The 26,352-nt window shown below is 69.7% G+C and carries 24 protein-coding genes; 11 read left to right on the top strand and 13 right to left on the bottom strand.

Going from position 1 to position 26,352, the window contains the following annotated elements; translation table 11 throughout:
• Positions 1-88: 88 nt before the first annotated feature.
• Together ACFSVL_RS29625 and ACFSVL_RS29620 are read left to right on the top strand one after the other, a co-directional pair.
• Positions 89-1,276 carry a hypothetical protein gene (locus ACFSVL_RS29625; protein ID WP_378308840.1) on the top strand — a complete coding sequence of 396 codons (1,188 nt, stop codon included), beginning with the start codon at positions 89-91 and terminating at the stop codon, positions 1,274-1,276.
• Complete coding sequence (locus tag ACFSVL_RS29620) at positions 1,269-4,943, top strand: FkbM family methyltransferase (protein WP_378308839.1); 3,675 nt, start codon at positions 1,269-1,271, stop codon at positions 4,941-4,943. The genes ACFSVL_RS29625 and ACFSVL_RS29620 overlap by 8 nt, the downstream gene beginning before the upstream one ends.
• Before the next feature lie 21 nt (positions 4,944-4,964).
• Here the strand turns inward: ACFSVL_RS29620 and ACFSVL_RS29615 are convergent, their stop codons facing one another.
• Positions 4,965-6,116 (bottom strand): hypothetical protein, encoded by a 1,152-nt coding sequence (locus tag ACFSVL_RS29615; protein ID WP_378308838.1) that lies wholly within the window; start codon positions 6,114-6,116, stop codon positions 4,965-4,967.
• Positions 6,117-6,310: 194 nt separating this feature from the next.
• Between ACFSVL_RS29615 and ACFSVL_RS29610 the strand changes: the two genes are divergently transcribed.
• On the top strand, positions 6,311-7,915 hold the full coding sequence (locus tag ACFSVL_RS29610) for an acyltransferase family protein (RefSeq protein ID WP_378308837.1): 1,605 nt from the start codon (positions 6,311-6,313) through the stop codon (positions 7,913-7,915).
• A 131-nt stretch (positions 7,916-8,046) separates the two neighbouring features.
• Here ACFSVL_RS29610 and ACFSVL_RS29605 read toward each other — a convergent pair whose 3' ends face one another.
• On the bottom strand, positions 8,047-8,715 hold the full coding sequence (locus tag ACFSVL_RS29605; protein WP_378308836.1) for a response regulator: 669 nt from the start codon (positions 8,713-8,715) through the stop codon (positions 8,047-8,049).
• The gene (locus ACFSVL_RS29600) at positions 8,712-9,830 is read right to left on the bottom strand and encodes a sensor histidine kinase (protein WP_378308835.1); all 1,119 of its coding nucleotides are present in this window, start codon (positions 9,828-9,830) and stop codon (positions 8,712-8,714) included. Before ACFSVL_RS29600 ends, ACFSVL_RS29605 begins: the two co-directional genes overlap by 4 nt.
• A 137-nt stretch (positions 9,831-9,967) precedes the next feature.
• Between ACFSVL_RS29600 and ACFSVL_RS29595 the strand changes: the two genes are divergently transcribed.
• Positions 9,968-10,549, top strand: a complete 582-nt coding sequence (locus tag ACFSVL_RS29595) for a dihydrofolate reductase family protein (protein ID WP_378308834.1) — start codon at positions 9,968-9,970, stop codon at positions 10,547-10,549.
• Here ACFSVL_RS29595 and ACFSVL_RS29590 read toward each other — a convergent pair.
• Positions 10,537-11,382 (bottom strand): helix-turn-helix transcriptional regulator, encoded by an 846-nt coding sequence (locus ACFSVL_RS29590; protein WP_378308833.1) that lies wholly within the window; start codon positions 11,380-11,382, stop codon positions 10,537-10,539. The genes ACFSVL_RS29595 and ACFSVL_RS29590 overlap by 13 nt on opposite strands.
• 103 nt (positions 11,383-11,485) lie before the next feature.
• On the opposite strand from ACFSVL_RS29590, the gene ACFSVL_RS29585 reads away from it, so the two are divergent.
• Genes ACFSVL_RS29585 through ACFSVL_RS29570 form a run of 4 tightly spaced genes read left to right on the top strand, consistent with a single transcriptional unit; the run spans position 11,486 to position 14,821 of the window.
• Positions 11,486-12,928: an MFS transporter gene (locus tag ACFSVL_RS29585; protein WP_378308832.1), complete on the top strand. Its 1,443-nt coding sequence runs from the start codon at positions 11,486-11,488 to the stop codon at positions 12,926-12,928.
• A gap of 46 nt (positions 12,929-12,974) precedes the next feature.
• A complete protein-coding gene (locus ACFSVL_RS29580; RefSeq protein ID WP_378308831.1) occupies positions 12,975-13,499 on the top strand; it encodes an RNA polymerase sigma factor in 525 nt (174 codons plus the stop codon).
• Entirely contained in the window at positions 13,492-14,385 is an 894-nt protein-coding gene (locus ACFSVL_RS29575; RefSeq protein ID WP_378308830.1) for a VOC family protein, read from the top strand. The genes ACFSVL_RS29580 and ACFSVL_RS29575 overlap by 8 nt, the downstream gene beginning before the upstream one ends.
• 52 nt (positions 14,386-14,437) lie before the next feature.
• Entirely contained in the window at positions 14,438-14,821 is a 384-nt protein-coding gene (locus ACFSVL_RS29570; protein ID WP_378308829.1) for a hypothetical protein, read from the top strand.
• Between the two features lie 27 nt (positions 14,822-14,848).
• Here ACFSVL_RS29570 and ACFSVL_RS29565 read toward each other — a convergent pair whose 3' ends face one another.
• Together ACFSVL_RS29565 and ACFSVL_RS29560 are read right to left on the bottom strand one after the other, a co-directional pair.
• On the bottom strand, positions 14,849-15,229 hold the full coding sequence (locus tag ACFSVL_RS29565; RefSeq protein ID WP_378308828.1) for a VOC family protein: 381 nt from the start codon (positions 15,227-15,229) through the stop codon (positions 14,849-14,851).
• A 136-nt stretch (positions 15,230-15,365) separates the two neighbouring features.
• Positions 15,366-16,673 (bottom strand): UDP-glucose dehydrogenase family protein, encoded by a 1,308-nt coding sequence (locus ACFSVL_RS29560; protein ID WP_378308827.1) that lies wholly within the window; start codon positions 16,671-16,673, stop codon positions 15,366-15,368.
• A gap of 173 nt (positions 16,674-16,846) precedes the next feature.
• Between ACFSVL_RS29560 and ACFSVL_RS29555 the strand changes: the two genes are divergently transcribed.
• A complete protein-coding gene (locus ACFSVL_RS29555) occupies positions 16,847-17,605 on the top strand; it encodes an SDR family NAD(P)-dependent oxidoreductase (RefSeq protein WP_378308826.1) in 759 nt (252 codons plus the stop codon).
• Positions 17,606-17,658: 53 nt separating this feature from the next.
• Here the strand turns inward: ACFSVL_RS29555 and ACFSVL_RS29550 are convergent, their stop codons facing one another.
• The 3 genes from ACFSVL_RS29550 to ACFSVL_RS29540 all read right to left on the bottom strand — a co-directional run bounded on the left by ACFSVL_RS29550 (position 17,659) and on the right by ACFSVL_RS29540 (position 21,267).
• Entirely contained in the window at positions 17,659-18,339 is a 681-nt protein-coding gene (locus ACFSVL_RS29550; protein WP_378308825.1) for a class I SAM-dependent methyltransferase, read from the bottom strand.
• Between the two features lie 160 nt (positions 18,340-18,499).
• The gene (locus ACFSVL_RS29545; RefSeq protein ID WP_378308824.1) at positions 18,500-19,135 is read right to left on the bottom strand and encodes a PadR family transcriptional regulator; all 636 of its coding nucleotides are present in this window, start codon (positions 19,133-19,135) and stop codon (positions 18,500-18,502) included.
• A 485-nt stretch (positions 19,136-19,620) separates the two neighbouring features.
• Positions 19,621-21,267, bottom strand: a complete 1,647-nt coding sequence (locus tag ACFSVL_RS29540) for a TM0106 family RecB-like putative nuclease (protein WP_378308823.1) — start codon at positions 21,265-21,267, stop codon at positions 19,621-19,623.
• Positions 21,268-21,374: 107 nt separating this feature from the next.
• Here ACFSVL_RS29540 and ACFSVL_RS29535 point away from each other — a divergent pair, with 107 nt between their 5' ends.
• Positions 21,375-21,854: a DUF6474 family protein gene (locus ACFSVL_RS29535; RefSeq protein ID WP_378308966.1), complete on the top strand. Its 480-nt coding sequence runs from the start codon at positions 21,375-21,377 to the stop codon at positions 21,852-21,854.
• A 66-nt stretch (positions 21,855-21,920) separates the two neighbouring features.
• Here ACFSVL_RS29535 and ACFSVL_RS29530 read toward each other — a convergent pair whose 3' ends face one another.
• Genes ACFSVL_RS29530 through ACFSVL_RS29515 form a run of 4 tightly spaced genes read right to left on the bottom strand, consistent with a single transcriptional unit; the run spans position 21,921 to position 25,498 of the window.
• Complete coding sequence (locus ACFSVL_RS29530; protein ID WP_378308822.1) at positions 21,921-22,892, bottom strand: glycine betaine ABC transporter substrate-binding protein; 972 nt, start codon at positions 22,890-22,892, stop codon at positions 21,921-21,923.
• Entirely contained in the window at positions 22,892-23,671 is a 780-nt protein-coding gene (locus ACFSVL_RS29525; RefSeq protein ID WP_344282079.1) for an ABC transporter permease, read from the bottom strand. The genes ACFSVL_RS29530 and ACFSVL_RS29525 overlap by 1 nt, the downstream gene beginning before the upstream one ends.
• Positions 23,668-24,864, bottom strand: a complete 1,197-nt coding sequence (locus ACFSVL_RS29520; protein WP_378308821.1) for an ABC transporter ATP-binding protein — start codon at positions 24,862-24,864, stop codon at positions 23,668-23,670. Before ACFSVL_RS29520 ends, ACFSVL_RS29525 begins: the two co-directional genes overlap by 4 nt.
• Positions 24,851-25,498, bottom strand: a complete 648-nt coding sequence (locus ACFSVL_RS29515; protein ID WP_378308965.1) for an ABC transporter permease — start codon at positions 25,496-25,498, stop codon at positions 24,851-24,853. The genes ACFSVL_RS29520 and ACFSVL_RS29515 overlap by 14 nt, the downstream gene beginning before the upstream one ends.
• A gap of 280 nt (positions 25,499-25,778) precedes the next feature.
• On the opposite strand from ACFSVL_RS29515, the gene ACFSVL_RS29510 reads away from it, so the two are divergent.
• On the top strand, positions 25,779-26,318 hold the full coding sequence (locus tag ACFSVL_RS29510; RefSeq protein ID WP_378308820.1) for a hypothetical protein: 540 nt from the start codon (positions 25,779-25,781) through the stop codon (positions 26,316-26,318).
• Positions 26,319-26,352 lie beyond the last annotated feature (34 nt).

Here is a 26,352-nt window from a genome sequence, read left to right as displayed (position 1 = left end):
CCGTGCACAATGTCCACGTCGTCACACCACAATCGGGTAGCGACGACGCATTGACCCGTCGCCATGCCGACAGATAAGGGGGGCCCTGGTGTCCTGGCAGGAGGAGCTGCGCCGGCTGGACGAGGAGCTCGCGTCAGGGCGCCTCTCCGCGGACGACTATCGCATCCGGCGTGATCAGGTGCTGTCCTCGGCCGTGGGCCAGCAGGATCAGCCCGCCCCGCCGCCGCCGAGCCAGAGCGCGGACTCGACCCAGGTGATCGCCCCGGTCAGCCCGCCCGGCGGCATGCCGCAGCAGCCGCCGCAGGCCCCGCAGCAGCCGCCCGCCGACGGCGGTGCCGAGCGCACCCAGGTCGTGCAGTCGTGGCAGCAGCAACAGCAGCAGCCGCCCGCGGACGCCGGTCCCGAGCGGACCCAGGTCGTGCAGCCGCAGCAGCACCAGCCGCAGGCGCACTACTCCCCGCCCGGCGGGTTCCCGCAGGGCGCGCCGTCCTCGCCGCCCGGGGGCTTCCCGCAGCAGCAGCCGTGGAACGCGGCCGAAAGCGACCAGACCCCGCCGTGGGGCGGCGGCGACCTGCCTCCGCTCGGCCCGTCCGGGGGCGACTCCGAATGGGTCCGCCAGGGTCCGGAGTACTTCAGCGACAAGCCGAAGAAGAGCAACGGCAAGAAGATCGGCGCGATCGTCGGCGCCGTGGTCGTGCTGGCCGGCATCGCGTTCGGCGCGTACTGGCTGTGGGGCCGCGACAGCGGAGGCGGCGGCACCGAGCAGACCACCGCGCAGCACAGCTCGTCGGCGGCCCCGAAGCCGCCGGACCCGCTCGGCGTCGCGAACATGCCGGGCAAGGCCGAGACGCACGACGACATCACGTCGTTCTCGCAGGTCGACACGCTGAAGTACCTGAACCCGCAGGAGCTGAGCGCCTACCAGTCGGCGGGCGCGTCGAAGGTCAAGTTCGTCGTGTACCACCTGGACGACGGCAACCTGATCACGCTCTTCCTGGCACAGGCCAGCAGCCCGACCGCGGCGAAGACCGCGGCCGAGAAGCTGATGGACGTCCAGGTCACGAACGGGGCCAAGCGCGACACCACCGCCCCGAACGGCGTGTACGCCACCTCGATCGACGCGAAGGAAGGCCAGTCGGCCCAGGCGCGCGGGCACTACGCGCACGGCAACGTGGTCGTCCGCGTCGAGGTGTCCGGCAAGGCAGGCGCCCAGACGAAGACCGACTTCACCACCGCGCTGAACCAGCAGCTCACGGTTCTGACCGCCGATGCCTGAGCCCGGGACCACCGCCTGCACGATCGTCGCCCGGAACTATGTGCCAGCCGCGCGCGTGCTGGCCCGCTCGTACCTCGAGCACCATCCGGGCGGCCGCTTCGTCATCGCGGTCATCGACGCCCCGCGCGACCAGTCGGACCGGGCCGGCGACGGACTCACCGTCGTCGGCCCGGCCGCGTTCGGCATCGACGAGGACGACTACCTGCGGATGGCGACCGCGTACTCGGTCACCGAACTCGCCACGTCGGTCAAGCCATACCTGCTGCGCGAGCTGCTGAAAGAGTCCGAGGCCGCGATCTACCTCGACCCGGACATCGAGCTGTTCGCGCCGATCCCCGAGGTCGCCGAACTCGCCAAGAAGCACGACATCGTGCTCGCGCCGCACTTCCTGACCCCGTTGCCGCAGGACGGCATGGAGCCGGACGACGCGGTGATCATGGGCACCGGCATGTTCAACCTCGGCTTCATCGGCGTCGGCCGCGGCGCCGGGCCGTTCCTCGACTTCTGGGCGGGCAGGCTGCGCCACGACGCGATCGTCGCGCCCGAGCAGCAGCTGTTCACCGACCAGCGCTGGGTCGACCAGGTGCCGTCGCTGTTCCGGCACCACGTGGTCACCGACCCGGGCTTCGACGTCGCGTACTGGAACCTCCACGAGCGTCCGATCGGCCGCGACGAAGCCGGCGACCTGACCGCTGGCGGCGCGAAGCTGCGCTTCTTCCACTTCAGCGGTTACCGGCCGGAGAAGCCGTGGCTGCTCAGCTTCCACTGCGCGCGCAAGCCTCGCGTGCTGCTGTCGCACAACGACGACCTTCGCGCCATCTGCGATTCGTACGGCACGAAGCTGCGCGAAGCGGGGTACGCCGAGTCGCTCGACTCGATTCCGTACGGCTTCAAGGACTTCCGCGACGGCACGCCGGTGCCGAAGCTCGCCCGGCGCGTGTTCCGCGAGGGCTGGATCAAGACCGAGCGCAAGAAGAAGCCCGCGCCGCCGCACGCGTACGCCGAGGACGGCGGGCTCGCACTGCGCGAATGGCTCGCCACCCCGGAGGACCAGGGCCAGGCCGCGGCCGGGTTGAACCGGCTGACGCACGCGATCTGGGCGTCGCGGATCGACCTGCAGATGGCGTTCCCGCACCCGTATGGCGACGACGCCGACGGCTTCCGGCACTGGTGCGCCGGGTCCGGCGTCTCCGAGGCCGGGCTGCCGGAGTGGGCGCTGCCGTCCGAACCGGTCGCCACGCGTCCGCCGCACGACGAGTTCGGCGTGAACCTGCTCGGTTACCTGACCGCTGAGCTGGGGCTCGGCGAGATGGGCCGGATCGTGCTCGAGGCGATCGAGACCGGCGGCGTGCCGGTGGTCTCGGTGCTGGAGGAGAAGGCGGTCTCGAACCGCACCGGGATCGAGCGGCCGGCGACGGTCGGCGATCCGCGGTTCCCGGTCAGCGTGTTCGCGGTGAACGCGGACCAGACCCGCACGATCCTCACCAACCACCCCGAGGTCGGTGCCGGGCGCTACCGGATCGGGCTGTGGGCGTGGGAACTCGAGGATTTCCCGCAGTGGCAGCACGAAGCGTTCGGAATGCTCGACGAGATCTGGACGGTCAGCGACTTCTGCCGCCGGGCGTTCGCCGCGCACTCGACGATCCCGGTCAAGACGATCCCGGTGCCGGTGCGCGATCCCGGTGAGCCGTCGCCGCCCGCGCGCGAAAAGGGCGAACCCGTGCGCTTCCTCTTCGCCTTCGACTTCAACAGCGTCGCGGAGCGCAAAAACCCTTGGGGCGCAGTCGAAGCGTTCCAGCGGGCGTTCCCTGGCCGCGACGACGTCCGGCTCACCGTCAAGGCGATCAACTCGAAGCTGCACCCGCAGGCCGCCGAACGGCTGCGCGCGGCGGTCCGCGGCGACGACCGGATCGAACTGATCGAGCGCTACCTCAGCGTCGCCGAGCTGCACGAGCTGTACGAGACCAGCACGGCTTACGTTTCGCTGCACCGCAGTGAAGGCTTCGGGCTCACCGTCGCCGAGGCGATGGCGCGCGCGATGCCGGTGATCTCGACGGACTACTCCAGCACCACCGAATTCCTCGACGCGTCCACCGGCTGGCCGATCCCGTACCGGCTGGTGCCGGTCGGCGAGGGCAACTACCCGTACCACGCCGACGCGGTCTGGGCGGAGCCCGATCTGGACGCCGCCGCGGCCGCGATGGCGCAGATCGCCGACGACCCGGCCGAGGCGATCGCCCGCGGCCGCCGCGCGCGGGAGGTCATCCTGCGCGAGCGGTCGATGGCGACCGCGGCCGAGTGGATGCGGCGCGAGCTGGAGCAGGCGCACGAGACGTGGCAGGAGCGGCAGCGCGCCGCGACCCCGCCGCCAGAGCACCCGCTCAGCCCGCTGCAGCAGGCGACCGAGGCGTTGCGCTGGCGGCCGGAAGCGGACACGCCGTCGCGGCTGCCGCTCGCGCCCGCGCTGCGCAAGGCCGTGCTGCGCGCGATCGACCACTACGACGTGCACCAGCGCCACGTGATGGGCGCGCTGCTCGACGCCACCGAGGAAAGCAACCGGCGGTTGCTGGACCGGATCGAAGGCCTGGAACGCAACATCGACGAGTCCCGCCGCGCCGCGCTGTCCACGCGCACGCTCGGCGAACGGCTCGAAGCGTTGCGCGGCACGGTCAACGAGCTGCGCCGGCAGGCCCCGGAAACGGACCTCGCGCTGCGCAATCTCGAAGCGGACGTGGCGAAGCTGGCCGAGGGCTACGACGGCGTCGGCGCGCAGGTCGAAACCGCGGCGGGCACCGTGCACAAGATGTTCGCGAGCCGCGACGAACGGCTCGACGCCGACGAGAAGGCCATCCAGCGAGTGACCCTCGACGTCAGCGCGATGCGGGACGCGGCCCGGCTCCGGCACGCTCCGGTGCCGCGCGGGGCGGACGTCGTCCAGTGCGACGTCGGCGCGCTCCTGATGCCGATCGACGAGGTCATGCTGCCCTGGATCCTGTTCCACCGGTCCTGGGAGGACAGCGAAGCCGAGCTGATGGCGTCGCTGGCCGAGGGCGCGTTCCTCGACGTCGGCGCGCACGTCGGCTACCACACGCTGCGGCTGCTGCGGGCCACGCCGGAAGTGACCAGGGTGATCGCGGTGGAGGCCGACCCGGTCAACGCCTCGTACCTGCGCCGCAACGTCGAGGTCAACCTGCCCGCCGCGGCGGGCGAGCTGGTCACCGTGGTCGAGTCGGCCGCGTGGGACGAGCCCGGCACCGTGCACCTCGCGCAGGCGACCCCGGGCAACAGCGGCGACAACCGCGTCACCACGGACGGCTCCGGCGTCGAGGTCCCGGCGGTCCGGCTGGACTCCGTGCCCGAGGTGACCGAACAGCGGATCGGCCTGGTGAAGGTCGACCTGCAGGGCCGCGACCACCGTGCGCTGGCGGGGCTGGCCGAGGTGCTGCGCCGCGACCGGCCGCACGTCGTGTGCGAGTTCGACCCGGGCGCGATCGCGGAACTGGGCGACGACCCGGCCGCCGTGCTCGCCGGATACCGCTCGCTCGGCTACACGCCGAAGGTGGTCACCGACGACGGTCCGGCGGACAAGGTGCTCAAAGACCCGGCGATCATCGCCGCGGCCAAGGCGGACGAGAAGGAATTCGTCACGCTGTGGCTGGCCCCCTGAGCTGATCGCGCGCGTGGTGCCTCAGGGCGCCACGTGCGCGATGGTCAGCAGGAACGCGCCGTACCAAGCACTTCCGACGGTGATCACCGGCAGCAGCACCGCCAGTACCCGGTTCGGCAGCTTCGCCAGCATGAGCGCGACCGGCACGGTCAGCACGAACGCCGGCAGCAGGAAACGCGCACGGGACTGGAAGAAGTTCGAGGAGCAGAGCGCGATCACGACGGTGAGCGTGCCGTAGATCTGCCACGGCAACGGCAGCCGCGTGGCCCACGTCCAGAACTGCAGCACGACCGCGGCGAGCACGACGAGCGCGGTCACGGTGATCCAGCTGGCGTCGTCCGAGGTGAGGCCGTCGCGGACCTGGGTCCAGGTGAAGACGCCGAAGTCGAAGTGCATCTGCCACGCGTTCTGCAGCCAGAACCAGCCGTCCGGGCGGCCGGTCTGGATCCAGACGTAGCCGAGATAGCCCAGCAGGCCGAGCGGCGCGATCAGCCCGCCGACCCACGGCCGCCAGCCGTCACGACGCTGGAACACCGCGATGAGCGCGGCGATCCCGACGGCGGCGATCAACGCGCCCGAACTCGCCCTGGTCAACCCGGCCAGCACCGCGAAACCGCCCGCGACCAGCCATTCCCGGCGCGCGAGCATCACGAACGTCCAGGACACGAGCGCCATCAGCAGCGATTCCGAGTACGCCAGGTGCAGCGCCGTCGAGCCCGGCCCGATCGACCACAACACGGCGACCAGCAGGCCCACCCGCGGTCCGGCCAGGTCGCGGCCCAGCACGAACAGACCCCACGCGGCCGCGCATCCGGCCAGCAGCGAGATCGTCATCCCGGCCCCGAGCGGCGGGATCCCGACCAGGGTGAGAAGAGCCACCATCGCCGGGTACAGCGGGAAGAACACCAGGCTGTTCTCGCCGGGCAGGCCGTCGGCGTCGAGCGTGACCGGCTGGTCGTAGCCGTGCTGTGCGACCGACAGGAACCAGTTCGCGTCGAAATTGTCGATGAACCGGCCTGGCGACACGTCGGCCTTCCAGCTCATCATCCACAGCACGCCGAACGCGAGGACCTGAAACAGCAGGTAGAGGCTGATCGCGGGGGCGGCGTCGCGGAACGCGGCACGCAGGGTCGGTGAACGCTCGACGGCACCGTCGAGACTGGACTGCTGCACGCTCCCCGAACTCCTGAACTCACTCGCGCAAAACCGGACGAATTCCTGCCTGATCGTACCTGGCAACCACATAATCCGAGGCCAGACCGGGTTTTGTGAATTATCCCCTTGTCACCGCCAAATGCGGGGAGTACGTCCGTGGCCCGCCGGAGAGGCGGTAACCTTCACCAGGTTGCCGGTAGCGGAAGACGGGGGTGATCACGCTGGCCGAGCCGGATTCCGCTGCCCTGGCCGAGCCCTCGTCCGCGACGCCGAAGAAGACCCGGATCGTCTTCATCGACATCGGCCGCGGCCTCGGTGCGCTGCTGGTCTTCTACAGCCACATCGTCCATCCGTGGATCATCGCGAAGAACGAGAACGCCCCGTACGCCGATTTCATCGAGGCGCTCACGAGCGACCCGATGCACATGTCGAAGCAGGGCATCGGACAGATCGCGGTGCCGTTCTTCTTCCTGGTGAGCGGTTTCGTCGTGACGCCGATCGCGCTGCGCCAGGGTCCGGGGCGCTTCGCGCTCAACCGGTTCATCCGGGTGTACGCGCCGATGCTGTTCGTGGTGCTGCTGACGGTGTTCCTGCTTCTGGTGAACCTGCACCCGCCGTCGACCGGGCAGGCGCAGACGCTCAACCCGTTCACTGTCTTCACCAACACCGCGCTGGTCAACTACCTGATTTTCCCGCAGGTCGTGCTGGTGCCGGTGGCCTGGACGATGATCGTCGAGGTCATCTTCTACCTGCTGCTGATGGCGGTGCTGCCGCTGCTGCGCCGGTGGGTGTGGCTCGGGATCGCGGTGGAGCTGACGTTCATCTTCGTGGTGATGATGAGCCGGTCGCAGCTGGGACCGTCGTGGTCGCTGTTCGCGGTGAACGTCTCCTACCTGCCCGCCATGGTGATCGGCCAGGTCGTCTGGGCGACGACCAAGAAGAAGATCCCGCTCTGGACCGGCGCGCTGTACGGCGGCTGCGCGTGGTCGCTGTACGTGCTGGCCGACATCATCAACGTCGGCCGCGTGGACAGCTCGTACAACCTCGCGCTGGCGTTCGCCGTCGCCTGCTTCCTGATGGGCATGTTCGCCGAGGACCGGCTGAAGCAGCGCAAGATCTGGACCATGCTGTCCGAGCGCAGCTACTCGATCTATCTGCTGCACATGCTGGTCACGTTCGTGCTGCTGCAGCTGCTGCGCCCGGCGGTGCCGCTGCCGATCGCGCTGCTGATCGTGATCCCGGCGGTGTTCGGGGTGGTCGAGCTGAGCTACCGGTACGTGGAGCGGCCGAGCCATTCGCTGGCGCGGCGGTTGTCGCATCGGCAGAAGCCGCCTCCGCCCGAGCCGGAGAAGCCCGAACCGCCGGTTGAGCCGCCGGTCGAAACGCCAGGGGAAACCACTCACCTTGAGGACCCGTCCGAGGTGACCGTCGAGATCCCGAAGGTGACCGCCGAACAGCGGCCGCCGCGGCGTCCAGCGCCCCGGCCGCGTCCGATGCCGAACGGGCGGATGCCGAGGAACGGCGCTCCGCCGCCGAACGACGTTCCACGCGGCGAACAGCCACGCATGCCGCGCCCGAATGGCGACGAGCAGCCGCGCGCGATGCGCCCGAATGGCGGCGCGCACCGGGCGCGTCCCGTCGAATCGGGCGTCGACCGCACCGCCGAACCGCCGGTGCGCCGCGCGATGCCGCCGCGCCGGCGGCCGTCAGCTCCGCCGGAGCTGCGCTACCAGCCGGACCAGGAAAACCAGGCCCAGCGCGGCGACCAGGACGATTTCCCACGCCACCGGAACTCCTTCCGCCACACCCCTCGCTGAGTGATGCTCTGCCTAGAGGGCGCGCGAAGGTGGGAGGGCGTTCACCGACACGGCGTAACTCACACTCCCGGCTTAGCTCACGCGTACGAGACCTCGTGAGTGTTTATGCCGGTTAGAACCGGCATAGGCGCTCACGAGCGGCGTGGGGTGACCAGGCCGGATTCGTAGGCCAGCACCACCAGCTGCGCCCGGTCGCGCGCGCCGATCTTGGTCATGATGCGGCTGACGTGCGTCCGCGCCGTCGCGGCGGAGATCACCAGGTGGGCGGCGATTTCGTCGTTCGACAGGCCGCCCGCGACGAGCGCCAGCACCTCGCGTTCGCGTTCGGTCACCTCCTGCACCGCCGAGGTGTCGATCCGCCGGTGCTCCGGCCGTCCGACGATCTCGGCGATCAACCGGCGCGTGACGGTCGGCGCGAGCAGTGCCTCGCCCGCCGCGACGACGCGCAGCGCGTGCAGCAATTCGACCGGTTCGGTGTCCTTCAGCAGGAAGCCGCTGGCCCCGGCGCGGAGTGCTTCGTAGACGTACTCGTCGACGTCGAAAGTGGTCAGGACCAGCACTTTCACCCCGGCGAGGTCGGGGTGTGCGGTGATCCGGCGGGTGGCTTCGAGCCCGTCGGTGCCGGGCATCCGGATGTCCATCACCACGATGTCCGGCCGGTGCTCGACCGCCTGCGCGACGGCCTGTTCGCCGTCGCTCGCCTCGCCGGCCACCTCGAAGCCGTCCTCGGTGTCCAGCAGCAGCCGGAATCCGGCGCGGACCAGGGCCTGGTCGTCGGCCAGTACGACGCGGATGGTCATTTCTCCCCCTCCACGGGCAGTTCCGCCCGCACCTGGAAACCCTGTCCGGTGACGCTCGCCTCGACGCTGCCGCCGAGCGCCGTCGCGCGTTCCCGCATGCCGCGCAGACCGTGGCCGGGCGTCGGCTGGACGGTGCCACGGCCGTCGTCGCGCACGGTCAGGACCAGCGTGCCCGGCTTGCGCTCGAAACGGACCTCGACGCGCTGTGCCCCGTCGGCGTGCCGGACGACGTTGGTGAGCGATTCCTGCAGGATCCGGTACGCCGCGCCGTCCACCGGGGCGGGCAGCTCGCCGGCTTCGCCGTGCAGCTCGACTTCCAGCCCGGCGGCGCGCGCGTGGTCGAGCAGCTCGTCGACCTGCGCGAGGCTCGGCGCGGGCGCGCGGTTCTCGCCGGAACGCAGCACGGCGAGCGTCGCGCGGAGGTCGTTGAGCGCGGACGCACTGGCCGCCTTGATGTTCAGCAGCGCCTCTTTCGCCTGCTCCGGCCGCCGATCCGCGACATGCGCGGCGACGCCGGCCTGGACGTTGATCATCGCGAGGCTGTGCGCGACCACGTCGTGCACCTCGCGGGCGATGCGAAGCCGCTCTTGCTCGGCCATCCGGTGCCGATGCTCGTCGGCCTGCTCGCGCCGGGCGGCGACGGCCGCGAACTGGAACCGCACCGCGGTCGCGATGCCGATCACGGCGACCATCCAGACCACGGCGAACAACGCCCAGGCACTGATCGCAAACGTTTGCGCGATCACGATGTGGGTCACGTACGCCGCCACGAGGACAGCCGCCCCGGTGCTTCCGGCGACCACCGGGCCCTTCCGCCGGGTCAGGACGAACAGCGCGATGGTCGGGACGAGGATCACCGGCCCGCCGGGTTCCGGCGACAGGTAGTAGGCGTAGGCCGAGGCCGCGGTGAGGACGAACAGCGGCAGCGGATACCGGTGGACGAGCAGCAGGGTCAGCACGGTCGCGGCCAGCCAGGCGGCGCCGAGCGGGCTCAGCGGGTGTTCGGCGTGCTGCCAGCGGCCGGACGCGCTGGAGCCGCCGAGCACGAAGGCGAGCACCACGAGGGTCCGGAACACCCGCCCGAACCACGGGTTCTGCGCCCGCCACCAGTACATGATGCGAAAACTACCGGGGAAGACGGCCGGGCGCGTCCGTCGTGGAGCGCGGGATCGGACTACGTCGGGCGAGGTATGTCGAGAAACCCGATCGGGCTCCGTTCTTTGGTTAAACGACAGGAACGGAGATGGTGGCGATGGGTGAGGTAGTGGCCGGGGCGAGCATGTCGCTGGACGGTTTCGTGGCCGGACCGGGCGAATCGGGGTTCGATCTGCTCTTCGGCTGGATGGGCGGCGGGACCGAGGAGGTGCAGACCGCGCAATCCGGCCGCGTGCTGCGTATGTCCCCGGCGAGCGCGAAGGTCCTGCGCGCGCAACTGGAGTCGACCGGGGCGATTCTCGTCGGACGGCGGCTGTTCGACCTGACCTCGGGCTGGGGCGGGATGCATCCGTTCGGCGGTCCGGTGGTCGTGCTGACGCATCAGCCGCCCGCTGGCTGGGAGGACTCGCCGTTCACCTTCGTCACCGAGGGCATCGAGGCCGCGGTGGAGCGGGCCAAGGAACTGGCCGACGGCCGCGACGTCGGCGTGAACGCGGGCGAGATGGCCCGGCAATGCCTGCAAGCCGGGCTGCTCGACGCGGTGCGGATCGATCTGGTGCCGGTGCTGCTCGGCGGCGGGGTGCCGCTCTTCGGCGAGTTCGGGCTCGACCCGGTGCGGCTCGGCACGCCGGACGTCACCGTCAGCGAGGGCGTGACGCACCTGCGCTATCCGATCTGAGGCACGAACTCGCGCAGTTTCTCCAGCGTCTCGATGTTGCTCGGGGTGTAGACCGACATCCGGATCTCCGAACGGCGGCCGGCGTAGAGGTAGGTGAAGTCGAACGTCAGCAGGCCCGCCTCCGGGTGCAGGTACCGCTTGCTCTTGGCCTGTTCGGTGTTCACGTCGTGGCGGCTCCACAGCTCCTCGAAGCACGGCGACTCCGCCCGGAGCCGTTTGACCAGCGACTTCCAGCCGGGTTCGCCCATGTGCTCGGCCATCGCGGCGCGGAAGGACGAGACCATCCGGGGCACGTTCTGCTCCCAGTCGACGATCCGCTTTTTCCACTCCGGGTTGAGCATGCACTGCACGAGCGTGTTGCGGTCCTCGTACGGAATGGAGTCGACGCCGCCCATCAGCCAGTCGTAGCCGGCGTTGTGGCCGAGCACGTCGAAGCGCGCGTTGCGGACCGCGACCGGGAACGGCTCCAGTTGGACCATCATGTCGTACATCGACGTGGTGATCGCGGAGCAGTTCTTCTTCGCCGTGACCGGCTCCGGCGCACCGGCGAGGGTGAACAGGTGCACGTGCTCGTGCGGGTCGAGCCGGAGCGTGCGGGAGATCGCGCTGAGCACCTGCTCGGACGCGTTGATGTCGCGGCCCTGTTCGAGCCACGTGTACCAGGTGACCCCGACCCCGGCGAGCTGCGCGACCTCCTCGCGGCGCAGCCCCGGGGTGCGCCGCCGTCCGCCGAGCGGCAGGCCGACCTGCTCGGGCGTGATCCGGCCGCGCCGGTTGCGGAGGAACTCACCCAGCTCGGTCCGGCGCAGGCGGTCTTCGATGGCAGTGGTCACGAATACCAGGGAAGCACACCCCGCACCCTGTTACCAGGTAGTCCCAGTACCAGGATAAGAGCACACCTGGTACCAGGGTGCGGCGCGGCGGAACGTGGTACTCATGACGACTACCACCTCCGCCCCGGCAGCGGCCACCGCCGCGATCGGGACGCCGGCGAGAACGGGACTCACGTCCGCCGGCCTGATCACCGTGCTGCTGGGGGCAGCACTGCCGATCATCGACTTCTTCATCGTCAACGTCGCCCTGCCCACGATCGATGCCGACCTGCACGCGTCCACCGCCACGCTCGAACTCGTCGTCGCGGGCTACGGCATCGCGTACGCGGTGCTGCTCGTGCTGGGCGGACGGCTCGGCGACACCTTCGGCCGCCGCAGGCTCTTCCTCCTCGGCCTCACGCTGTTCACGCTCACCTCGCTGGCCTGCGGCGTCGCCCCGGACGCGGGCACGCTGGTCATCGCCCGCGTCGCACAGGGCGCGGCTTCGGCGATGCTGCTGCCGCAGGTGCTGTCGATCATCCAGGCAGGCACCACCGGCGAACGCCGCTCCCGCGCGATCGGCCTCTTCGGCGCGACCGGCGGGATCGCCACCGTGGTCGGGCAGCTGCTCGGCGGCGCGCTGGTGGCCGCCAATCTGTGGGACCTGAGCTGGCGGCCGATCTTCCTGGTCAACGTGCCGATCGGGATCATCGGGCTGCTGCTCGCGCGCCGCACGGTGCCGGACAGCCGGGCGAGCAACCCGCTCGGCGTCGACCGCTGGGGCACCGTGCTGCTGGCCGTTTCGCTGCTGTCGCTGCTGATCCCGATCATGGAGGGCCGGGCGCTCGGCTGGCCGTGGTGGAGCATCGCGCTGCTGGTGCTCTTCCCGTTCGCGGCGTTCGGCTTCGCGCGGGTCGAGCGGAAGCTGGAAGCCTCGGGCGGCACGCCGTTGCTGCCGCCTGCCCTGCTGCGCACCGCGAGCGTGCGGCACGGCCTGACCGTCGCGGTGCCGTTCTTCTGCTCCTTCGGCTCGTTCATGTTCGTCTACGCGGTGACCCTGCAGAACGGCCTGCACCTCGGCCCGCTCGGCGCCGGGCTGGCGCTCACCCCGATGGCCGTCGCGTACTTCACGACCTCGCTGGTCAGCAGCCATCTGGTCGCCCGGTTCGGCCGCAAGATCGTGCCGATCGGCGGGGTGATCCTCACCGTCGGCCTGCTCGCACTCGCTGGAACCGCGCTGCTCGACTGGCCCGATCTGTCGATCTGGCAACTGGCCCCGGCGATGGTGCTGATCGGCGTCGGCAACGGGCTCGCGATGAGCACGTTGTTCCGGGTGGTGCTTTCGCGAGTGCCCGCGGACCTGGCCGGGGTCGGCGGCGGTGTGCTGACCACGACCCAGCAGACGTCGCTGGCGCTGGGCGTCGCGGTGCTCGGCAGCCTGTTCGCGAGCCTGAGCGTGCCCGGCGCGATGGGGTACCAAGGTGCGTTCGTGCTGGTCATCGGGATTTTGGCGGTACTGTCGCTGCTGGTGGCCGGGCTGGCGCGGAAGCTGCCCGACCCGCGCTGAGAAATTCGACCGACGGAAAACCCCGCTCCCGGACGACGATGGAGATGTGACGGAACCTCGGGTGCAGCCAGACCCGGCCTTCGCGCTGCTCGGCCTCTACGAGACGGCCCTGCCGGAGGTCTATGGCTACCTGCTCGCGAGGTGCGGCGACCGCGTGCTGGCGGAGGAACTGACGTCGGAGACGTTCCTCGGCGCGGTCGCCGCGTGCCGCAAGGAGCACGCGCCGCCGGTGAGCACACCCTGGCTGATCGGGGTGGCTCGGCACAAACTGGCCGACCACTGGCGGCGCGCCGAACGGGAACAGCGCGGGCTGCGGCTCGTGCACGACGCCGAATGCGACGTCGAGGATCCCTGGGACGAACAGCTCGACGCCCTGCGCGCGCGGCAGGTGCTCGAATCACTGTCGGTCTCGCATCGGGCGGTGCTCACCTTGCGGTACGTCGACGGCCTTCCGGTGCGCGACGTCGCGACGCACCTAGGCCGGACCATCCACGCGACGGAGGCGTTGCTGACGCGGGCCAAAACCGCGTTCCGCCGCAGCTATCAGGAGAAGGAGGGACGCGATGCCTGAACCGTTCGACGCGCTTGCGCTGCCCTCGACTCCGGCCGACCCCGATCCGGCCTTCGCCGACCAGCTGCGCGACGACCTCCGCCGCCTGATCCTGAACGGAGCGGAGATGTCCACCACCGAAACCACGCCCCAGCAGGCCGAAGTAGGCGCACTGACGCCGTACCTGGCGGTGACCGACGCGCGTGCCGCGCTCGACTTCTATGTCGAGGTCTTCGGGGCGCGGCGCCGGGCCGAGCCGATCGTGATGGACGACGGCCGGGTCGGGCACGCCGAACTGGACATCGGCGGCAGCGTGCTGATGCTGGCCGACGAGTTCCCGGAGATGGGCCTGGTCGTGGCCCCCGAAAGCGGCACGACGATGCGGGTCGAGGTGCCCGATCCGCGCCGCGCGGTGCAGCGAGCCGTGGAGCTGGGCGCGCAGCAGCTGGGGCCGGTCGAGGACCGCGGCCACGGACTGCACGGCGCGATCCGGGACCCGTTCGGCCAGCGGTGGATGATCGGGCTGGCCGCGCCGCGCGCGAAGACACCGGAGGAGCGCACGTACCGGCACGGCGAAGCCGGGTACTTCACCTTCCAGGTGCCCGACGACGCGCGGGCCAAGGCGTTCTACGGCGCGGTGCTCGGCTGGCAGTTCCGCAAGGGCAGCCTGCCGACCGCGTGGGGCATCGAGGGCCATGGCCTGCCCGGCGGGCTGTGGGGCGGGTCGGAGCTGCAGACCGGCTGGAAGCTGATGTTCGCCGTCGACGACCTCGAGGCCGCGCTCGGCCGGGTCCGCGAACACGGCGGCCGGGCAGGCGAGGTGGAGCACCAGCCGTACGGCCGATCGGCGGATTGTGCCGATGACCAGGGCATCGAGTTCTGGTTGTGGGAACAGCCACGCACGTGACCTCGGCCAAAGCCCCGGCGGCAAACCGGCCGTCGGGGCGCACACTCAAGGGATGGCCGCGCACTGGACGCCCCGCGACGAAGCCGAACTGACCGCCGGCTGGCAGCTGTGGCTCGCCCTGGGCTCGTGCGCCTGGCCGGGACCGGACTGGGACGGCACACCTGCCGAAGCCGTCCGGGGCCTGGAACGGTGTTTCACCACCTGCGACGAAATCCTCGCCGCGTACGACCAGCCGGGCTCCGCGGTCGCGGGGCTGGTGCGTTCGATGATCCTGGCCGCCAACTGGACGCTGGAACTCTGGCGCGACGACTCGAATCCGCTCGATTCCGAACGCGCCGCGCTGCTGCACGCCGATCTGGCGGCGTTCGCCGACCACGCGGAAAGCGTTCGTGCTTTGCTGGCCGCGGGCGGCGGGTGGGCCTCGCTTCCGCTGTGACCCGCCCGTCGTCCGTCTACAAAGGACCTACCAGCTGGCCGGGCGTTTCCGCTCCGGCTCGTACGGCTGCGTGAGGACCTCGATCCCATTCCCGCCTGGATCAAGGAAATACACGCCGCGGCCGCCGTGGTTGTAGTTGATCTCGCCGGGGCCCTGACCGCCCGGCCCGGCGTGGTAGTCGACCCCGGTTTCCTTCAACCGCAGGAAAAACGCGTCGAAGTCGTCTTCCGGGATGAGGAAACAGTAGTGCTGCAGCTTGCGATCCTCGTCCGGGACCGTGGCGAAGTCGAGCCGCACGCCGTTGCTGGTCTCGACGGGGACGAACGGACCCCATTCCTCGCCGATCTCGAACCCCAGCAGGTTCGCGAAAAACTCGGCGGATTCCCGGTTGTTCCGGGACGGGATCATAAGGTGATTCAACTCAAGAGAAACTGACACGAAGCAATGCCTCCAGAAGGCATCCCAGCACCTCCATGTCTCACCCAGCCGGTGACCGACACGCGATGCCGCCGCAGAGCATAGCGCAGCCGCGGCGAATCTCCAATCAGGAAATCGCCACCCGCCGCCGGGCCGCACGCGGGCGCCCGACGCCCTGCCACGACAACCCCGCGTCGAGAATCATCCCGGGGTCGAGCAGATTGCGGGTGTCGACGACGTCGTCGCCTTCCATCGCGTCCGCGATCGCGACCCAGTCCAGATTGCGGAACTCCGCCCATTCGGTAAGCACCACAACAACATCCGCGTCCTTGGCGACCTGGTATGGATCGTCCACGACGGTCATCCCGGCGATCCCGCCGGACACCGCCGGGTCGTACGCGGTGATCTCCGCGCCGAGCGCGCCGAGCACCGAAGACACTGCCAGCGCTGGAGAATCGCGCAGATCGTTCGTGCCCGCCTTGAATGCCAAGCCCAGCACGCCGATCCGCGCGCCGGCCAGCGTTCCGCCGCAGGCGCCGGCGATCTTCGCCACAATGCGGTCGCGCTGGGCGATGTTCTCGTCGATCGCCGAGGTCAGCATCCGGAAGTCGTAGTCGACCGATTCGGCGACCTTGACCAGCGCGCTGGTGTCCTTGGGCAGGCACGAACCGCCCCAGCCCGGGCCGGGTTTGAGGAAGGTGCGGCCGATCCGCCGGTCGTAGCCCATGCCTTCGGTGACCAGGTCGATGTCCGCGCCGAGCCGTTCGCACAGTTCGGCGATCGAGTTCACATAGGACAGTTTGAGCGCGAGGAAGCAGTTCGCCGCGTACTTGACCAGTTCCGCGCTCGCCGCGTCGGCGACCACGATCGGGGCGGCGAGGTCGCCGTACAGCTGCCCGACCCACGCCGCGGCGGCGTGCGAATCCGACCCGACCACGATCCGGTCCGGGTTCAGGAAGTCTTGCACCGCAGTGCCTTCGCGCAGAAATTCCGGATTGGACACCACCGGCACGTCGTCGCGTCCCACCATCGCGGCGATCCGTTTCGCGGTGCCGACCGGCACCGTCGACTTCGTGATCAGCGCGCAGCCGGGAGGCAGCACATCGCCGATCTCGGCGGTCACCGCCTCCACCGCGCGCAAATCCGCGGACCCGCCCGCGCCCATCGGCGTCGGCACGCAGAGGAACACGCCCTCCGCGCCGCGAACGGCTTCCCGCGCGCCGACCACGAACGACAGCCGTCCGTTCGCCAATCCGCGGGAGACCAATTCGGCAAGTCCTGGTTCGAGGATGTCCACGCGGCCGGCCGACAGCCGGTTCACTTTCGCCACGTCCACGTCCACACAGGTGACGCGGTGCCCGAGGCTCGCGAGACAAGCCCCCGTGGTCAATCCGACGTATCCCGTCCCTACCACCACGATCCGAGCTGCGCTCATGCTGCTGAAGGTGACAGCCGGAGTTGACCTCAGTGCTAACGGAAGCAGTCGTGGCCGAATACTCCTCGCGACGAGAAGCGGGTGAGGCGACACACTCCAGCGCAGGTGCGAACGAGCGTTAACCTGGGCGCGGAGGTGCACCGCGGCACCGGAGAGCAGGAGGAAGGCTGAAGATGCAGATCACCGACACCGCAGCGCTCGTCACAGGTGGCGCGTCCGGTCTCGGCGGCGCGACCGCCAAGGCACTGGCCGCGAAGGGCGCGCGAGTGTTCGCCCTCGATCTCGCGCCCTCGATCGAGAAGGCCGAGCAGATCGACGGCATCACTTACGTCGAGGCCGACGTGACCGACCCGGACCAGGTGCAGGCCGCCGTCGACACCGCGGCGGGCTCCGGCGTACCGCTGCGCACGGTGGTCAACTGCGCGGGCATCGGACCGTCCGCGCGCATCCTGTCCAAGAAGGGCAGGCACGACCTCGGGCTGTACGCGAAGGTCATCCAGATCAACCTGATCGGCACCTTCAACGTGCTCACCGTCGCCTCCGAGGCGATCGCGAAGACCGAACCGCTCGCCGACGACGCACGCGGCGTCATCATCAACACCGCGTCCGTCGCCGCGTACGACGGCCAGATCGGGCAGGTGGCGTACGCGTCGTCCAAGGGCGGCGTGGTCGGGCTGACCCTGCCCGCCGCGCGCGACCTCGCCTCGCACGGCATCCGCGTGCTGACGATCGCCCCCGGCATCGTCGACACTCCGATGCTCGCCACCGTCAGCGAAGAGTTCCGCGCCGGCCTCGCCGCTGGGGTGCCGTTCCCGAAGCGGCTGGCGCGGCCGGACGAGTACGCGCAGCTCGCCCTGTCGCTGATCGACCACGACTACCTGAACGGCGAGGTCGTCCGCATGGACGGCTCGCTGCGGATGGCCCCGCGCTGACCTGCTCGTGAGTGGCTAGGCCGGTTCTAACCGGCTTAGCCACTCACGACCCCTCACTCCCTGCGCATCCGCACGTCGAGCCCAATCCCGTCCGGCGTCACCTCACAGGTGCGGAACCGGCTCGCCGCGACGGTCTCGACGAACTGCTCCGGCGTGTACGCCCGCCGCCGCAGCCCACGCAGCGCGCGGACGGTGGTGAACGTGCCCACCGGACCGAGATTCATCCGTGCGACCTCGTCGTCCAGCTGCGCGTCCGTCGTGCTCTTGCTCAGGTCCTGCACCAGCGCGACACCGCCCGGCCGCAACACCCGGTGCATCTCGTCGAGCGCGTCCACCGGGTCGGCGAAGTTCTTGAACGCCGCCTGGCACACCAGGAAGTCGAACGACCCGTCCGCGAACGGCATCGCCGCCACGTCCCCGCGGCGAAAATCGACCGAGACGCCCTGTTCTTCCGCATACTCCCTGGCCAGCTGAACAAACGTCCGGCTGACGTCCAGCCCCGTCACCGTGCACCGCCCGGTGCGAGCCAGTTCGACCGCGAAGAACCCCGGCCCCGGCGCGACCTCGAGCACGTCAGCGCCCTCGGCCAGGTCCGCGGCCAGCATTTCGGCCGATTCGCGATACTGCACAAGCTGCGGTTCGGTGCCCCGCCCACGCGCGTACGCACGGGCGACCGGCCCTTCCATCTCCGGCAGCAGCTTCGTGCGATGGCGTTTGACCTGTGTGTTCCCCATGTGCTTCTCCCTGTTCGGTATGGACCGAACCGGTGCCCGCGAGAGGGGTAACCCGTATCCTGGTGATCGCAGCCTGAGGACAGGATTCCGCACTCGCGGTTCCAGTTCGACTGGTTCCCGGTCCCGGCGGCGGTGTGCCAGCACCTCCTCCGGGACCTCTTTATTCGCCCTCGTTCTCCACGAGGGCAGCCATGTTCGGCAGCTCCCCGGTCTCCCGGTAACGCCGCCATTCCTCGACCCCGCGCAACGCGCCGGTCGCCATTTCGTCCCGCAGCCCGCGGACCCACTCGGCCTCCGCGCGCCACATCGCCAGCTGATATTCGCTCTCGACGAGCACCAGCCGCGGCACCTCGGTCTGCGTCTTCGCCAGCGCTTCCACGCGACCGTCGATCATCCGCTCCAGCTCGCCGACGCGGTGTTTCAGCTGCTGATCGACAACGTCCGGCCCCAGCGCGAGCATCACCGACAGCCCAGCATGAAACCGCGTCGGCTCCCGATCCGGCACGCCAAGCAGCTCCGCGACCCAATCCTCCAGCTCAGCCTGCCCCGCGCCAGTGATCCGATAGACGGTCCGCTCCGGCCGGGCCCCATCGCGCACGTTCTCGACCGCCTCGATGAAACCGTGCTTTTCGAGGTTGCCGACCACCGTGTAGAGCGAGCCCCACTTGATCTTCAGATCGCCCTCTTTGCCGCGTTCCCGCAGAAGGGTGGCGATTTCGTACGGATGCATCGGCCGCTCGCACAACGTGGCCAGCACGGCGAGGCCCAGCATGTTGGACACCTTCCGCCGCTTCACACCGGACCTCCTCGTAGGCGAGTACTCGTGGACGAGTATATGTGGCGGCGCGGCGGACGGCAACGAGGAGAACGCCGGGAACAGCCCCGACCCGGTTGAGATACGGCTTTGCGGTCCGCGAGGACCCCTTCGCGGACCCAGATTCCATGCCAGGGGCTTAAGGGTGTGGATTGGGGCGTGTCGACGGGGTCAACGCAGCCCTTGCCGACGAGGGCAAGTTGTCGGTCCGTGAAGGACCCCTTGAGGGAATCCGATTCCCATGCCAGGGACTTAATGCGGCGCTGCGAGTGCCGTTGAGGATCGTCTTGCCCAGGTCGAAGCGGCTGACCAGGGGCGGCACCGCTCTTGGCGGGCCGGGCTCGCGCGGGGTTTGGTCGTCCGTGTTCCCCTCACGGACCTCCAAATATGGTCATGCGGGAACAAACCGGACAACCTTGAGTTCCGAGGACGGGCATCGAGCAAGCCGATGGCACCCCACCGAGGACTCAGATATCCAGCATGTATGGCACCTCGCCCTGAGCCCGCTCGCTCATCCACTCCCGCAAGGCCCGAGTCGCCAGCACGTCATCCTCGTTATAACGCAACAACCGCTCCCGCTGCTCGTCATCGGGAACCGCGCCATCCATCCCCACCGCGTCGCGATACCACCGCATCGAAGCTTCCCCACCGGCCTCCGGATCCCGCCAAGCAAACCCGGCCACCGGCGCGATCACCTTCAGCCCCTTCCCCCGGGAACACAGGAACTGATCCGTGACGCTACGGAACAAATCCACCCATTCCTCAGAGTCCACAAAGGACTGAATAGCCCGCTTCTCCGGCACCCCGGCGTACTCCCCGAACCGCTCCACCGACCCGAACAGCCACCGGTTCTCCGCGAGCGCGTTGTAGCAATAGGCCCGGAACGTCAAGCCAGCGGCGAGAGTCCGCGAACGAACATCGGTGAACCAAGCCCAAAACTCAGCGAACGACCGCGCCTCGTCCACCGTTGGCAGCGGCTCCCAGGTCGCGAACGCCCGGTACCCCTGCGGCACCCCGATGTCCACCCCGGACAGCAGCGTCCCCCACAGATAAGCCCCGGCGTCGCCGAAACTCTCCATGTCCACGTCGACCTCGACGTCCGCGCGCGGCACCTCGACCCGCGGCGTCCGGCGGACCACCGTCAAATCCGCCAGCCACGCCCTGGCCAGCATGATCGCGTCGGAGAACGTGCCGCCGGTCCAGTTCATCGGCGGCGGCTCCGCGGCCGGGTCCAGCGCGGCCAGCTTGTCCACAGTGGACACCCCGACGCGGCGCAGCTCGCCCGCGTCCTCCCCACGCACCACCAGGCTCACGTCGCGCGTTTCGGTGAGCACGACCTCGCAGGTCGCCCAGAACGGGCACCGCCGGCACTCCAGTACCCGCGAGGGCGCGGCCAGCGCCTCCGCGCCGGTGGCGGCCGCCGTCGCCACGGCGAGCCGGTCCGCGAATCGCGCGTCGTATTCGTCCAGCGCGCTGCGGCCGCCCGGCCAGGTGCCGGCGGTGAGGTCGTGCCACACGACGACGTCCGCGTCGAGGCCGATCGCCCCGCCGACCGCGCGTCCGCTGGCCGCTAGCCCGCGCGTCTCCAGCATGCGCCGCAGATGCGCGAGCCGCAGCTGGTCCCGCGGCTGCGAGCGCACCTTGCGCAGCTCGTCCGGCGAACGGCGGGCCGGATCCAGCTCCGTCATCGCCGTGGTGGGCGCGCCTTGGCCGCGATCGGTGATCCGATGCCGGACGACCAGCACCGGCACGTATCCCTCCCCGACCCGCACGAGCAGGTCGATGCCGCCGCGCCGGTGCCCGACCGGATCGGCGGGCAGCAGCGCGCCCCAGATGTACTGCGCGCCATCGGCGAACGCCTGCTCGGTGAGCCGCACCCGCTCGCCCGCCGGTGCGGCTCGCGGCACCCGCGCCCACGTGGCATCCGGCCCCGAGGCCGCGACCAGCTGTTCGAGGATTTCCTCGCGGTGCGCGGTCGCGTCGTCGATGCGCTGTTGCGCGGTCGGATCCGGCGGCGGCAGCGGAACGTCGCGCATCGCCGGGTCGTGCTCCAGGTGCACCCGGCGGCGGCAACGACTCACTGCTCCCGCGTCGAGCAACACCTCGTCTCCCATAGCGATCACAATAGATCGTGGGTACGACATTCCCCGCGCGAGCCGACATGCCCGTCACGTCGGGGACCAGTAAGTTCATGCCGGAGAAGGCGTGGGAGGTAACGGCCATGGCGCGCAAGGCCAAGCAGGACAAGGCCAAGCAGGACGAGGGTGAAGCCCGGATCACCCCGAAGAAGGCGAAGAACGCGGTCGCGGTGGCCAGGGTGCTCGGGCCGGCGGTGCTGCCGGTGCTCGCGCCGTACGCGGTCCGCGCGGCGGGTGCGGCGCGGGAGGCGTACGACCGCTACCAGGCCCGCAAGCTGGGCGTGGCCGTCGATCAGCTCGGCGAGTACACCGGCCGCGGCGCGGCTCTGCACGCCCGGATCGCGGGTCTCGTGCAGGGGCTCGGCGAGCTGAAGAAGTCGGCGAAGGCGACCGACGCGGACCAGAAGTTCGCTGCCGAGACACAGTCGACGCTGGAGCAGCTGTCGGCGACGGTGCGCGCCGCCGAGCGCATGCCCGCGGCTCGGCGCAAGGCCGCGCACCGCGCGGTGACCGGCGAACTAGAGCGCCTTGAGGATCAGCTGCTGCACCGCCTGGGCATCTGAAAGCCGTGAAGGACTCCTTGAGGGAATCTGATTCCCTCAAGGAGTCCTTCACGGACCTCGGTGGACCTACTTGATGAAGCCCTTCTGCAGCATCCACTCGTGCGCGACGGAGCCGGCGTCCTTGCCGTCCACGTCGACCTTCTTGCACAGCTCGACCATCTGCTTGTTGTCGAGCGCCGCCGCCACCTTCTCCAGCGGACCGCGGATCTCCGGGTACTTGTCCAGGAACTCCGTCCGCAGCGTCGCCGCCGCGTTGTACTGCGGGAACGCCTTCTTGTCGTCCTCGAGCACGCGCAGGTTCAGCCCGGAGATCCGGCCGTCGGTGGTGAACACCTCGCCGATCGGGCAGGTGCCGTTGGCCACCGCCGAATAAATGGTGCCGATCCCGAAGTTCTCGATCTTCGGGTTCTTGAACCCGTACGCCTTGACCGCCGCCGGGAACCCGTCCTGCCGGCTGGTGAACTCCGTCTCCAGGCAGAACCGGTTCTGGTCCGGATGCGTGGTGAGGAATTTCGCCAGGTCCGAGGTCGACTTGAGGTTGTTCTTCGCCGCGTACGCCTCGGTGGTGGCGAAGGCGTACTGGTCATTCAGCGGCGAGTAGTTCAGCCAGGTGACGCCGTACTTCTCCGCGTCCGCCTTCTTCGTGGCCTCGTACTGCGCCTTCTCCCCGCCCGGCACCGGCAGCTCGTTGCCCTGGTAGTTGATCCAGCCGGTGCCGGTGTACTCCCAGGTCACGTCGGTCTGCCCGTTGAGCAGCGCCTGCCGGGACGAGTTCGACCCCTTGATGTCGGTGAGGTCGATGACGTCCATGCCCGCCGCGCTCAGCGCCATTTCGGCCATGTAGCCGAGGATGATGTTCTCGGTGAAGTCCTTCGACCCGACGACCACCCGCTGGCCTTCGAGCGACGGGACCGGCCGGATCGACCCCGGTTCGATCTTGAACGGGATCGAGGTGTTGACGTCGAGCCCGCACGCCGAGAGCGTCCCGGCGAGCAGGGCGGCGCTGACCAGCGCGCCCGCCTTTTTCAGGACGTTCATCAGCGCAGTCCCTTCGGTCCGAAGTACTGCTCGGCGACCGCGCCCAGCCAGTCCACCAGCAGCGCCAGCGCGACGGCCAGCACCGAACCGGTGATCAGCACCTTGGTGAGGTTGAGCTTGTAGCCGGTGTCGATCAGGAGGCCGAACCCGCCCGCGTTGACGAACATGCCGAACGTCGCGGTGCCGACCGCCAGCACGAGCGACGTGCGCAGACCGGCCAGGATCAGCGGGACGGCGAGCGGGAATTCCACCCGCCACAGCACCTTCTGCGCGGACATCCCGATGCCGCGGCCGGCGTCGATGAGCGACGGGTCCACCTGCTGGATGCCGACCATCGTGTTGCGCAGCACCGGAAGCAGCGAATAGAACGCCAGCGGCAGCGCGGCGACCCAGAGCCCGCCGACCGCGCCGGTGAAGATGAACCACAGCACCAGCACGCCCAGCGCGGGCGCGGCCTGTCCGATGTTCGCGATCGCCAGGAAGATCGGTGCGAGCCACTTCGCCCACGGCCGGGTCACGATGATGCCGAGCGGCACCGCCACCAGCACCACGATCGCGGTGACCACGACGGTCATCGCCAGGTGGTCGCGCAGCGCGGTGAGCAGCGACTCCGCGTTGAGCGTTTCCTTTTCGGTCGCGGTGAGCCCGCTGGCGAACACCCAGATGAGCGTCACCGCGACGATCAGCACGACCACCGCGGGCTGGGCGAACAGGCGGACGCGTTCCGCGCGGCGGGAGCCTGACTCGGTACTGAATCCGGTATCGACGGCAGCGGTCATGCCGTGGCCCCGTCCTCGTCGACGTGGTCGTCGGCGTGCTCGTCGCGCAGCTGCTGGATGGTCGCGATGACGGTGTCCAGCTTGATCGTGCCCGCGTACTCGCCGCGCGCGCCGGTGACCGGCACCGAACCGCCTTCGGCGAGCATCGCCTCGAGCGCGTCCTGCAGCGTCGACTGGAGGCTCACGATGTCGCGCAGCGGCTTGCCGACCGAACCCAGCGAGGTGGCGTTGGTCAGCTCGCGCACGTGCACCCAGCGGATCGGCCGTCGCCGCTGGTCGAGCACCAGCGCGAACGGCTTGCGCGATTTGCTCAGCTTCTCCCGCACGTCGGCGGGCGATTCGTCGATCGTCGTGGTGAGCGCGTCCTGCTGCAGTTCGACGTCGCGCACCCGCAGCAAGGTCAGCTGCTTGAGCGAGGCGCCGGCCCCCACGAAACCGGCGACGGTGTCGTCCGCCGGGTTCGCCAGGATCGACTCCGGAGTGTCGTACTGCAGGATCTTCGACTGGTTGCCGAGCACCGCGATCCGGTCGCCGAGCTTGACCGCCTCGTCGAAGTCGTGCGTGACGAAGACGATCGTCTTCTTCAGGTCGGTCTGCAGCCGCAGCAGTTCGTCCTGCAGGTTGCCGCGGGTGATCGGGTCGACCGCGCCGAACGGCTCGTCCATCAGCAGCACCGGCGGGTCGGCGGCGAGCGCGCGGGCCACGCCGACGCGCTGCTGCTGCCCGCCGGACAGCTGGCGCGGGTAGCGGTCGCGGAAATCGGCCGGGTCGAGCCCGACCAGGTCCATCATCTCCTCGACCCGCGCGGTGATCTTCTTCTTGTCCCAGCCGAGCAGGCCGGGCACGACGGCGATGTTCTGCGAGACGGTGAAGTGCGGGAACAGCCCGGCCTGCTGGATCGCGTAGCCGATCTGGCGGCGCAGGGTGTCCACGTCGAGCTTCAGCGCGTCCTGGCCGCCAATGGTGATACGGCCGGACGAGGGCTCGATCAGGCGGTTGATCATCCGCATCGTGGTGGTCTTGCCGCAGCCGGACGGGCCGACGAACACCACGATCTTGCCCGCGGGCACGACCATCGAGAAGTCGTCGACCGCCGGGGCCCGGGTGCCGGAGTAGCGCTTGGTGACGTGGTCGAGTTCGATCTCGACGCCGGAGACGTTTTCTTCGGTCGCAGTGTGCTCAGCCACGGACACCCCTAGAAATGGTGAATCGCTTGATCAGGACGTAGATGCCGTCGAGCACCAGCGCGAGGATGACGACGCCGACGGTGCCGGTGAGGGCCTGGTTGAGGGAGTTCGTGCTCCCGGCGTTGGTGAGGCCGGAGAAGACCTCCGCGCCGAGGCCGGGGCCCTTGGCGTACGCCGCGATCACCGCGATGCCCATGAGCATCTGGGTGGCGACCCGCATGCCGGTGAGGATCGCGGGCCAGGCCAGCCGCAGTTCGACCCGGGTGAGCACGGAGACCCGGCTCATCCCGATGCCGCGGGCGGCGTCGGTGATCGCCGGGTCGACCGCGTCGAGGCCGACGATCGTGTTGCGGACGATGGGCAGCAGGCCGTAGAGCACGAGCGCGATCACCGCGGTGGTCGAGCCGAGTCCCGACAGCGGGATCAGCAGACCCAGCAGGGCGAACGACGGGACGGTGAGGATCGTGCTGGCCAGCGCCGTGGCGACGGCGGAGCCGATGGGGCTGCGATAGACGGCGATGCCGATCAGCACGCCAAGGATCGCGGCGAGGATCGTGCACTGCACCACCATGCTGGTGTGCAGCCACGCCTGGAGCAGCAGCCTTCCCCACCGGTCCGAGATGTACTCGAAGAGGTTCATCCGTATTCGTTCTCCCGCCAGCTTGCGAGCCCCGGACGTCACCCGTTCGGAGTAGCCCATCAATCGGCAGGGTGACTACCCGGAACGGATACGGTCGAAACCCCCACTTCTCGGTTGTGATTACCCACCGTTTCGCATCCGCCTGGGGTCGGCAACCGAAGCGCCGGGCTCGACCGGGCGGTTTTTACCGGATCGAGACCCGCCTACCTGTGCGTTTTCCGTGGGTGCTCACCATTCGAGACGCTTCAGTCACCCACCGGAGTGCCGTTAAGCTGCCCGAATGAGCACTCCGGCCCGGCACCGCGGCGCACTCGCCGCTGTCCGTGGCGGATTGCTCGCCCTGAGTTCGGCGTCACTCGCCGTTACCGCGCACGCGGCCGCCGACGGCGGGCTGCCGGATCCCGCGCTCACCCTGCTGCTGACCGGCCTGCTCGGCTGGACCGCCACCGCGCTCGCCGGCCGGGCGCGGGGACCGCTCGGCACGATCGCCGTGCTCGGCGGCGGACAGCTCGTGATGCACCTGGTGCTGACGACGCTCGGCGGACACGACCCGAGCGGGTCGGCTCCGGCGGACGGCTGGGCGATGACCGCGGCGCACGCCGTCGCGACGCTGCTCACCGCGCTGGTGCTGGCGCGGGCGGACGCGATGCTGCTCGCGGTGCTGAACGTGGTGCGGATGATCCTGCCGCTGCTGGTCCGGCCGGTGCCGGTGCCCGCGGCGGCGGGTGGGGTCGTGCGGCCAGCGCCGGAGCGGGCGGTGCGGGTGGAGCGGGTTGAGTTGCGGCGGGTGAGGGGACGGAGAGGGCCGCCGGCCTCGTGAGTGCTGATGCCGGTTCTAACCGGCTTTGCCACTC

Origin of the sequence: Amycolatopsis silviterrae, from assembly GCF_042684085.1 — a bacterium.
Lineage (GTDB): Bacteria > Actinomycetota > Actinomycetes > Mycobacteriales > Pseudonocardiaceae > Amycolatopsis > Amycolatopsis silviterrae.
Note: the sequence above shows the minus strand (reverse complement) of the source record. Positions and strands in the feature narration are given on the sequence as shown.